This window comes from Planococcus sp. ISL-110 (assembly GCF_018613575.1).
In the GTDB taxonomy this organism is placed as follows: domain Bacteria; phylum Bacillota; class Bacilli; order Bacillales_A; family Planococcaceae; genus Planococcus.
The window spans coordinates 68,541-78,648 of the sequence record NZ_JAGGPX010000017.1 but is presented as its reverse complement, the minus strand read 5'-3'; the positions used below and the strand labels follow the sequence as shown (position 1 = coordinate 78,648).

Genomic DNA, 10,108 nt, shown 5'->3' with positions numbered 1-10,108 from the left:
CGAGGTTTCTCGACAGCCTGAAAAAAGGCAGCCTATGTGGCTGCCTTTTTTAGTGCTTTCTTCTTTGTGCTTGATCAGCTTTTCGGAACTTCCATATTTTTATGTATGTTGACCTGATGCGGAAACGGAATTTCAATGCCATTTGCGTCAAGAGCTTCTTTGATGGCTTTGCGCAATTGGCGCTCCACCGCCCATTGCTCGCCACTCTGCGCTTTTGCAATAACCCGCAAGGTAACATCTGATGCACCAAATGCCTGCACCCCAATGACATCGGGACCTTCAACGATCGCCAAATCTTTTGCCGCCAGCTGTTCGCAGGCTGTTTGTATGATTCCAATTGCTTCGTCGATATTTTCATCATAAGATATTCCGATATCCACGAGTGCGCGCATATTGCCACGCGAGTGGTTACTGACTGTGGTGATGTCCCGATTCGGAATGTAATTCAAAGTGCCGTCAAAACTCCGGATTTGGGTTGTTCTTAACCCTACTGCTTCAACAATGCCATCCAGGCTCCCGACGGTTACATAATCATTTACATCAAGCTGTTTTTCCAGAAGCAAAAAGAAACCAGTAACCACATCGCTGACAAGGCCTTGAGCTCCGAATCCTATCGCCAGCCCAACGATTCCAGCGCCCGCAATCAGACTGGCGACAGACAAGCCGAATATGTTGAATAGGGTCGCAACCAGTATGAAAATGAGGACATAAGAAAACACGTTTTCCGATAAACTCTGCAGCGTCAATGCGCGGCCTTTCGTAACGTCTCCCTTCACCAACAGTTTGTCGAAGAAACGGTCTATCAGTTTTTTCCCAATTACTTTTACCAAAGCAAAAGCAATTAGAATTCCAATTACTTGAGCTGCAATTATTCCTGCGCCAAGAAGCAGCGCCTCCCAGTCAAAACTTTTAAAATCCAAAAAAATCATCCTTTCCATCTTTTGCGGCATTACAGCAAAGGGCTCGATTTTCCGCAAACACAATTCGTTATCCTGTTTCTTTATAACATACACGCACGGTTGATTTCATTCCTGTGTCGCATTTGCTTTATAATCCTGCTTAATTTTTTGCAACGCCATTTGAAAAAGTGCACGGACTCGAAAAAAGTGAGGAAACTTTAGTATTTTGCCTTCGCAAATTGCTGTTGTTTCCTTTCATAAGTACCTGCTTTCTCTCTTTATAAAATGGAATAAATACCCATCTATTTATCGTGAATAAATTAAATTCAATCGGATAATAGGTTAAGAAGATCAAAATTTAACAAGTGTTTATTCCCCAGCTGGTGGATTATTACAAACGCGGTCTGTTTCCGTTCGATAAATTAACGAAAGTCTATGATTTTGATCAGCTTAACGAAACATTTGAAAACTCCAAAAAAGGTATCACCATCAAGCCGATCGTTAAGATTGGGTAGTAATAAAAGCTTGCTTTAGACGAGCAGCACCACAACAAAAAAGTCGAATGCCTGAACGAAGCACTCGACTTTTTTACTGTTCATGTATCCAGAAAGTTTTTTCCAACTAATTCTTTTGAAGAAAAAATAAATTCTTCCACCAAGCGCACGGTGTTTTTAAGATCGTCTAAATCGACAATTTCAATTGGGGTATGTGTGTAGCGTGAAGGAATGGAAACCACTCCGGACGAAACCCCAGTAGATGTCATAAGGCGTTGAACGTCCTGGTGAACGACTCACTATTAAAGTCGCGCACTTCCTTTTGGTGCGTCTGTCTTGCCGTTCAGCACATCCAGCGGGACTGGTTATTAGGTAGGCTCAGAAGGGGGTCCCACTTGAACACTGCCTGTGCTTTTTCACTTCTTCGACATTGTGATCGTATTTCCCCGAGATATCGTCATATATCACAAGCTGTGACGCTTCATTAATCTACTGAATAATGTACTTTTCTCTTTAGTTTAGGGTATAGGTTTCTTATGTACCTCTGTGTCATCTTTACTTATTTCAATCAATCTTATTTTTCTAGAAGGGAAGTTGTCTATGCCGTACGCTTTAATGGAAGATGCCACAGCTTTGTATTATGAGATTACCGGTCAGGGAACACCTATTGTTTTTATCCATCCCCCTATTATGGGCCATTTGGTTTTTAAGCATCAAAAAAGGCTTTCTAAAGATTATCAGCCTATCTTTTACGACCTTCGCGGCCATGGAAAAAGTTCAAAAGGAAATACAGCTTTATCGATTGAACTTTTAGCTAAAGATATAAAATGCCTATTAGACGAGCTGAATATCCCAAAAGCCGTCGTCTGCGGATTTTCGAATGGCGGCACCATCGCTCAGGAATTTGCATTACTATATCCTGAGCGTACAGAGGCACTCATTTTAACCGGCGGTTATTCGCGAGTTGATAGTCTCAACCTAAAGAGCATGCTTAGATTTGGTATGGTGATGGCTAAAATCCATAAAATTCCAATAGTCGCCAAGATACAGGCGAGGTCACATAAATACTTCAAAGAAGATGAAAATGAATTTTATCAATATGGGAAGCTCGCCGATTCCCAGAGCGTATATGAATTTTGCAAAGCCGGCCTTACCTATAATTCCACTCGATCACTTTATCGTTTGAAGATGCCGGTACTGTTGGTTTATGGTTCACAGGAAAAAACGATGCACCATTACCGGCTCTCTTTCCAACAACATGCCTCCAATGTAAAGGTGGTATACATTGATGGTGCCAGCCATGAAGTGCCACCACGGCATTTCCCTGAATTCAATAGAGTGGTCCATCAATTTATACAGTCACAAAAATATAGAAGCTAATTCAGATACGCGATTCTTGTCGCATCAGCTAGCTGGCACGCATACTGTGAGCTCTGGACAGATATAAGGCAGACCGTCCTCAGATCCCAGAACGCGGAATCCGAAATAAATAGCTAAAATCCATAGTTTCTTACGCTTTCCAAAAGGCATTCCGGTTTTCTCAACCGGAATGCCTTTTTCACCTTTATCTTCTTTCAGCACCTATGCTGTAAGAGCTGTTGATCAGCTTGAACAATTGCTCAATTTTATTCAAAATATCCAATGCCAGCAAGCCATTCCCTTCTGCCGTTTTCGGGTATCCGAGCGGCATCGTGCGCCGAACTAACTGCGCGTATAATTCAGCTTCTGTCAGTTCACGGGCAAACTCTTTTTCCGAAATATTTTTAATCAGCACCAAAGCACCCGAGACATGCGGTGCTGCCATTGATGTGCCTGACAAACTGGCATATTTTCCTCCCGGAAACGTGGAATAGATATCGATGCCTGGAGCCACCAGATCAATTTCAGCATTGGTATTGCTGAAATTGGCAATCCTGCGGTCAAAATCCACTGCCCCCACTTGAATCACTTCTCCATAGGCTCCCGGATAAGCAAATTCATCGGTATCGTGAAGGTCATCTCCTTCGTTGCCTGCAGCACAGACAACCGCGATGCCTGCGTCCACTGCGCGTTTAATCGCCGCATGAAGCTCGGCTACATCTTCCGGACCTCCCAACGACATGGATATGACACTCACCGTCTCATCGTCCGGACCTTTCCAATCGATCGCAAAGTGAATTCCATCAATGATTCCCTGATATTCTCCGCTGCCCTCCCCCGTCAACACTTTTAGGATGAGCAGATGGGCTTCAGGAGCGACTCCCGCTATTCCGCCACTCTCTCTGTAGGAAGCGGCAACCGTCCCGGCTACATGGGTACCGTGGCCATTGTTATCATCAAAATTCTCCGAATCCCCATTAAAGTCGGCTGTAAAATTTTTTCCACCAACAATCCGGTCCTGCAGGTCAAGGTGATCTGGTTGGCAGCCCGTATCCAGAATGGCAATAATATTGCCTTTTCCTCTTTCTGCCTCTTTCCATACTTCAGGCGCCTGAATCATTCGGACCCCTTCGGGAATCTGCGGTGCCTGTTCAGTTATTTCTTCTACACGGTAAGGAATTAAATGCAGCTTCGCCATTTATTTCACTCCTCAAAATTCCCACTTATTTTCTTACTTTCCTAATTCGGCATCGTTCCCTCAAACCCTTTATTATTCCAATGAAAAAACTCTTGTCTTGGAATGGATAAAGGAATTTTACATTTTCTACAGAATACAACAGAATAGATGAAAAATGAGGAGCCGATGAAATGAAAAAATGGATGATTTACGGCGCGAATGGCTACACCGGAGAATTGATCGCCCGGGAAGCTGTCAGCAGGGGCATGTCTCCTGTACTTGGAGGGCGTAATGCCGGTAAAATCCGGCCATTGGCTGAAGAATTATCACTGGAATTCCAAGCCTTTCCGTTGGACGGGCACGCAGCTGCGCAACTGAAAAATATTGATTTGGTCCTCCACTGTGCGGGTCCTTTTCAAGTAACCAGCGAAGCTATGATTCAGGCTTGCCTGTCCGCAAAAACACATTACTTGGACATTACTGGGGAAGTTTCCGTATTTGAACACACCCATTCGCTGCATGCTCAAGCTGCAGAAAGAGAGGTTGTTCTATGTTCTGGAGTCGGCTTTGATGTTGTGCCGACAGATTGCATCGCCTTAAAATTGAAAGAGGAAATGCCCGATGCAACAGAGTTATGGCTTGGTTTCGATTCGGATTCAGGCATTTCACCGGGCACCTTCAAAACCATGATCCAAGGCCTGGGATCAGGCAATATGCTCCGAAGGGGTGGCGTCTTGAAAACTGTCCCCATCGGAAGCCAGCACCGGACCATCGACTTTGGACGCGGTTCGCGTTCGGCCATGGGGATTCCGTGGGGCGATGTTTCGACGGCATTCTACACGACTGGCATTCCGAACATTTCTGCCTGGATTCCAATGCCGAAACCGCAAATCTACAGCGCACGTTTGCTGGGGGCAGCAGGACCGTTGCTCTCGACAAATTGGGTGAAGGAGAAACTGGAAAAGCAGGTGGAGAAACGGGTACAGGGGCCAGACAGTCAGCTTCGTGCCAACTCTCCGGCCTATATTTGGGGCGAAGCAAAAAACCAGAAAGGTGTCATTAAAGTCGCCCGCATTCGAACCGCCAACGTCTATGATCTGACAGTCTATGGCTCCCTGGAGATTGTCCGCCGTCTACTGAACGAAAAAGTCGAAGGTGGATTCTATACGCCCGCTGGTCTTTTCGGTTCCGGTTTGGTGGAAACCTTACCGGGTTCCGGCACCTTTGAAATCGATACTTTTTACCCTCGGTAAATCAGGCTGGAGTCTATTTCTATACTGGCCTGCCCAGGACAATCCCAAAGCGGCCGAAACGCTGCAAAAGATACACTTTTCGTTCCAACTTACTAATATAAAAAAAGAAGACAAATTCGGGAATTCCGAATTTGTCTTCTGCTTTAATTAAGATCTTTTTCCATTAATTGCATCCGCTGGTTGAACAAAGTCGGATAAGACAGAAAACCAAGCATGACACTGGTTACAGCAGCCGTTGTCAGCAACAGGAACATTATGAGCAGCTGAAACTGAACCGCTTGGATCGGATCCGCCCCGGCAATGATCTGCCCGCTCATCATTCCCGGCAACTGAACGAGCCCTACGGTTTTCTGGCTTTCGATGGTCGGGATCATACTGGCTTTGATCGAATTGATCAATTGCGTGTGGATCGCCTGTTTTGGCGTTCCTCCAAGCGATAGGATCAACTCGGTTTCATCCTGGTGCGACTCAATTTCCGACGTAAATCGGTTCAGGAAGAGAATTGACAGCACCATTGAATTTCCGATGACCATTCCGCTTATCGGAATGATGTATTGGGCCGTTGCCGGCGTAATATTGAAACCGAGCAGGATGCCTTGCGTCAATACTTCCACAGATACTAGGGTGACAGCTACCTTTGAAGTGATGCCTTGAATGGCTGCCCCTTTTTTCTGGGCATTATGCGTAGCCGCTACAATCATCAAAGTGACCATCAGGAAAATATAGATCAGGCTTTCCGAATCAAATACGAATTTCAACACATAACCGACGGCCAATAATTGCACGATGGAACGCAAGGTCGCGACAATCATATCCCTTCCCAAACCCAAGTTTAAAGTTTTGGATAAAAGAAGAGGGATTACAACGAAAATCAAGGTGATGGATAACGTTAAGTAGCTCATTCCGCTTCCCCCCTGACAAACCGTCTGACTTGGTCATTCGCCGGATCATTGAGCAGGTCGCTTTCGCCCGTTTCCACCACTTCGCCGTCCATCATAACCCATGTAAAATCCCCGATTTCAAGTGCCTGCTGGAGGTTATGGGTAATCCAGATGATGGTAGTGCCGTATTTCCGGTTGATTTTAACGATCAATTCTTCAATTTCCTTTAAAGAAGTACGATCCAAAGAAGACGTAATCTCATCAAGCAGCAAAACAGCCGGTTTGTTGACGAGCGTCCGGGCAATAGAGACTTTTTGGCGCTGGCCACCGGATAAGTCTTTGACTTTTCGCTCCAGCAGCTCCACCTCCAGTCCAACATCATGAAGCAGTTCCTCTGCTTCAGCTTTGGATAGGGACTTTCCCTGCAGCTCCAGCGGCAGGCATAAGTTCTTGTAGACAGTGCCCCCAACCATCGGGGCGCTTTGAAGCGCAATGCCGACTAAGCGGCGAAGTTCAACCGGCTCGTAGTCTTCAATAGGCCGGTCTTTAATGTAAACTTCCCCTGATTGGGGTGATAACAATCCGTTGCACAATTTCAATAAAGTTGTCTTGCCGGCTCCCGATGGACCTACCAGTGTCGTGATTTTCCCTTCTGGAAAAGAACCTGTAATGCCTTTTAAAATCGGGGTTTTTCCAAATGAAAAGTCCACATGATTGAAATGAACAGCCGGTTTATAGTTTACAGACACGAATGCCACTTCCTTTCGGACAGAAAAACAGCACACTTTTAATAGTGTGCTGCTTGTATTGCTATTACTCTTCCAATTTGCGGTGTGCGAATTCGTCATCCATTTTCAGGAAGTATTCGCCGCCTTCTTCAATGGCTCTTACTCTTGCAATGATGTCCCGGAATGACTTTTCTTCTTCCATCTGTTCTTCGATAAACCAATCCAAGAAAGATAAAGTCGCATGTTCCTGCATCTCATCAGCCAATGTCACCAATGCATATATATTGCTGGTCACGCTTTTCTCTTGCGATAATGAACTTTCCAGAACATCCAGCGCACTGACGAAATGATTTTTTGGTTCAGTCAAAGCCTGAAGAGCCGGCTTTTCATCCATTGTCACCAAGTAATTGTAGAATTTCATCGCGTGGTAATGCTCTTCTCTTGATTGGATCAAATAGAAGTTTGCAAATCCGTGATAGCCTTTTTTTGAAAAATACGCTGCCATTGCCGTATAAGCATGCGCCGCCTGTAATTCATTATTGAATTGATCGTTCAATGCGATCGTTAGTTTTTCTGATAACATATTTATTCCTCCTCTTTCTTATTTAGAATTATTATAATGTAGTCAATATACCATAGCTCTAAAAGATAATCAAATTAAATGAGAAAACTAATATTCAAATGAGAATATATATCATTTATAATAATATCCACCTTAATTTAAATGATAATTATTATTGTTTAGGAACTGTTGGAGCCTTATAACTTACTTTTAGTAACATCATGTAGTACGATATCATATAGATAGGGTTTATATAGGGGGAAATTAAAATGACAGATATGAAGTTAGACCCAAAGGTCTTTGCCATATTAAAAGAGAAAATTCAAATGATCCCGACCGAAGAAGGCGCGGTTTACCTCGTTGGACCGATTCGGCTTCCTGTAAACTTATATGATGAAACCTTTATATTCAATTGGTATTGCTGGCTCAGCCTTGATGAGGTCACCGAGGATTACGAAAGCATCATCGAGAAACTCAGCTCGGCAAACCTGGCGGAATATCAGCAATCGAGTGTCCTCGTTTATGGGGATTTCGAGAACGATGCTGAGGCATTGATCCGCATGCATTCCATCTGCCACACAGGCGATATTTTCGGCAGCAAGCGCTGCGACTGCGGCTATCAACTCAAACAATCTATGAAGCGCATTACAGACCACGGCACCGGCGCTTTGTTTTATTTGGCAAATCATGAAGGGCGCGGCATTGGGCTCTTCAGCAAAGCGATGGCCTATGTCCTGCAGGAAAACGGCTACGACACAGTCGAAGCCAACGAACGCTTAGGGTATGTGGACGATTCCAGAAATTATGGGGATGCGATTGCTGTGCTGCAGGCACTTCGCACCAAACCAGTGACCTTGATGACCAACAATCCCAAAAAAATCGCTGCCATCGAAAAAGCAGGGCTCCAGATTGCTTCAATAACCTCTCTTTGGGGAGACGAATCCGAATACAATGCCAATTACCTGCAAACTAAAATCAATCGCTCGGGCCATCTTAAAGACGGGGAGGATATTGTCCATGTCAAGCCATGAATTTTACATGGACCTCGCTATCAGCAATGCGAAAAATCTGAAGGGTCAGACAGATCCGAACCCCTTGGTTGGTTCCGTCATCGTCAATGACAACCGGATTGTTGGTATCGGCACCCACCTGAAAGCCGGTGAGCCCCATGCCGAAGTCCATGCGCTTCATATGGCAGGTGACATGAGCCGGGGCGCGACCATTTATGTTACGCTTGAGCCCTGCTCCCACTTCGGCCGGACCGGTCCATGTGCACAAGCTATCATAGATGCCGGCATCTCGAAAGCCGTCGTGGCAACTCTTGATCCAAACCCGATTGTTTCGGGAAATGGTGTCCGGATGCTGGAAGAAGCAGGCATTGAAGTGATTGTTGGAGTCCGCGGGCAGGAGTCTCAAGCGATGAACGAAGTTTTCAATAAATTCATTGTTGAAAAGACCCCTTTCGTGACCTTGAAAGCGGCATCCACACTTGATGGAAAAATCGCCACCCATTCCCTCGACAGCAAATGGATCACTTCTGAGGAAGCACGTTTGGATGTCCATCTTCTTCGCAGCCAACACATGGCCATACTGGTGGGCGTCGGCACCGTTATTGCAGATGACCCTGAATTGACGTCCCGAATTCCAAATGGCCGTAATCCGCTCCGTATCGTACTCGATTCTACGCTGCGAATTCCGCTTGGCTCGAAACTTGTTACTGATGGAATAGCGGATACCTGGATCTTTACAAGCCGCAATCACGATGCCGAGAAGCGGAAAGCATTGGAGGCATTGGGGATCTGCATATATGAAACCAACAATGAAAATCAGGTAGATGTGTTGGACGTTGTGCGCCTGCTGGGTGAAAAAGGCATTTCTTCGCTCTTTATTGAAGGTGGAGGCACCATCAATGCAGCCTTTCTTGAAAATGGATTGATTGATAAAGTGGTATTTTACTTTGCCCCTAAACTCGTTGGCGGCAAAATCGCACCGACTTTCATCGAAGGTACAGGTGTTGAATGGATGAAAGATGCCATCGATATCCGCGATGGCGAATTCAGCAAAATCGGCAAGGACTTTAAATTTACGGGTTATCCCGAAAAGCGAGGCAGTATATGAGATTTGGATTTGATGTAGACGATACATTGATCAATTTGCGCGAATACGCGTTTCATTATTACCAGCAGCAATTGGGCACACGAGTGGACATCGACATTTTCCATGCCTTGAACCGTGTCGAAATACACGAGGCTTTCGGATTGAGCGACGAAGAAGGCAAGAGCATGTGGACACACTCTTTAGACTTTTTGTATTTTACTGAATGCCCTCTCTACCCCGGTGCACTGGAATTACTGAAGCAACTCGAGTCGGACGGCCATGAGATTTTCTATATTACATCCCGACCGCCTGAACACACGGAAAACACGTTTAGCTGGCTGGTTAAGCAGGGCTTTCCTGTTGAACGGGAAAATTTTTTCTGCGGCATGAGGGATTTTGAAAAAGCCGGCATCATTAAAAGCCTCCAGCTGGATTATTATTTCGATGACAAGCCGGCTGTCCTGGACACCTTGGCGAATGAGCCGGTGAAAGTCATCGTCAAAGACCAATCCTATAACCGCCACCTCGATTTGCCGCGTGTGAAAAGTTGGAGCCAGTTGGATGGTCTGATCAATAGTGAGATCAAGTGAAGAAATTTAAATAAACCAGGCAAAGAAAAGTGATTCATTTTTCTTTGCCTGGTTTATTTTTAAGTAGA

General features: G+C 45.2%; 12 protein-coding genes. 6 read left to right on the top strand and 6 right to left on the bottom strand.

Annotation, left to right across the window (positions count from 1 at the left end):
- Positions 1 to 74 precede the first annotated feature (74 nt).
- Positions 75 to 929 (bottom strand): mechanosensitive ion channel family protein, encoded by an 855-nt coding sequence (locus J7I83_RS12535; RefSeq protein WP_353048275.1) that lies wholly within the window; start codon positions 927 to 929, stop codon positions 75 to 77.
- 335 nt (positions 930 to 1,264) lie between these two features.
- Between J7I83_RS12535 and J7I83_RS12530 the strand changes: the two genes are divergently transcribed.
- A complete protein-coding gene (locus J7I83_RS12530; protein ID WP_215101222.1) occupies positions 1,265 to 1,414 on the top strand; it encodes a hypothetical protein in 150 nt (49 codons plus the stop codon).
- A gap of 80 nt (positions 1,415 to 1,494) precedes the next feature.
- On the opposite strand, the gene J7I83_RS12525 is transcribed toward J7I83_RS12530, so the two are convergent.
- Positions 1,495 to 1,662, bottom strand: a complete 168-nt coding sequence (locus J7I83_RS12525) for a hypothetical protein (protein WP_251047633.1) — start codon at positions 1,660 to 1,662, stop codon at positions 1,495 to 1,497.
- 331 nt (positions 1,663 to 1,993) lie between these two features.
- Here J7I83_RS12525 and J7I83_RS12520 point away from each other — a divergent pair, with 331 nt between their 5' ends.
- Entirely contained in the window at positions 1,994 to 2,773 is a 780-nt protein-coding gene (locus tag J7I83_RS12520; protein ID WP_215101220.1) for an alpha/beta fold hydrolase, read from the top strand.
- 184 nt (positions 2,774 to 2,957) lie between these two features.
- Here the strand turns inward: J7I83_RS12520 and J7I83_RS12515 are convergent, their stop codons facing one another.
- A complete protein-coding gene (locus J7I83_RS12515) occupies positions 2,958 to 3,950 on the bottom strand; it encodes a S8 family peptidase (RefSeq protein ID WP_215101218.1) in 993 nt (330 codons plus the stop codon).
- Between the two features lie 170 nt (positions 3,951 to 4,120).
- Between J7I83_RS12515 and J7I83_RS12510 the strand changes: the two genes are divergently transcribed.
- Complete coding sequence (locus J7I83_RS12510) at positions 4,121 to 5,182, top strand: saccharopine dehydrogenase family protein (RefSeq protein ID WP_215101216.1); 1,062 nt, start codon at positions 4,121 to 4,123, stop codon at positions 5,180 to 5,182.
- Positions 5,183 to 5,325: 143 nt separating this feature from the next.
- Here J7I83_RS12510 and J7I83_RS12505 read toward each other — a convergent pair whose 3' ends face one another.
- The 3 genes from J7I83_RS12505 to J7I83_RS12495 form a co-directional block, all read right to left on the bottom strand.
- Positions 5,326 to 6,084 carry an ABC transporter permease gene (locus J7I83_RS12505; RefSeq protein ID WP_215101213.1) on the bottom strand — a complete coding sequence of 253 codons (759 nt, stop codon included), beginning with the start codon at positions 6,082 to 6,084 and terminating at the stop codon, positions 5,326 to 5,328.
- Entirely contained in the window at positions 6,081 to 6,812 is a 732-nt protein-coding gene (locus J7I83_RS12500; protein ID WP_215101211.1) for an ABC transporter ATP-binding protein, read from the bottom strand. The genes J7I83_RS12505 and J7I83_RS12500 overlap by 4 nt, the downstream gene beginning before the upstream one ends.
- A gap of 64 nt (positions 6,813 to 6,876) precedes the next feature.
- Positions 6,877 to 7,374 carry a ferritin gene (locus J7I83_RS12495; protein ID WP_215101209.1) on the bottom strand — a complete coding sequence of 166 codons (498 nt, stop codon included), beginning with the start codon at positions 7,372 to 7,374 and terminating at the stop codon, positions 6,877 to 6,879.
- 248 nt (positions 7,375 to 7,622) lie between these two features.
- On the opposite strand from J7I83_RS12495, the gene J7I83_RS12490 reads away from it, so the two are divergent.
- The 3 genes from J7I83_RS12490 to J7I83_RS12480 are packed head-to-tail and all read left to right on the top strand — an operon-like array spanning position 7,623 to position 10,040.
- Positions 7,623 to 8,384 (top strand): GTP cyclohydrolase II, encoded by a 762-nt coding sequence (locus tag J7I83_RS12490; protein WP_215101207.1) that lies wholly within the window; start codon positions 7,623 to 7,625, stop codon positions 8,382 to 8,384.
- Entirely contained in the window at positions 8,371 to 9,471 is a 1,101-nt protein-coding gene (gene ribD, locus J7I83_RS12485) for a bifunctional diaminohydroxyphosphoribosylaminopyrimidine deaminase/5-amino-6-(5-phosphoribosylamino)uracil reductase RibD (RefSeq protein ID WP_215101205.1), read from the top strand. The genes J7I83_RS12490 and ribD overlap by 14 nt, the downstream gene beginning before the upstream one ends.
- Positions 9,468 to 10,040 (top strand): 5' nucleotidase, NT5C type, encoded by a 573-nt coding sequence (locus J7I83_RS12480; protein WP_215101203.1) that lies wholly within the window; start codon positions 9,468 to 9,470, stop codon positions 10,038 to 10,040. Before ribD ends, J7I83_RS12480 begins: the two co-directional genes overlap by 4 nt.
- Positions 10,041 to 10,108: the final 68 nt, after the last annotated feature.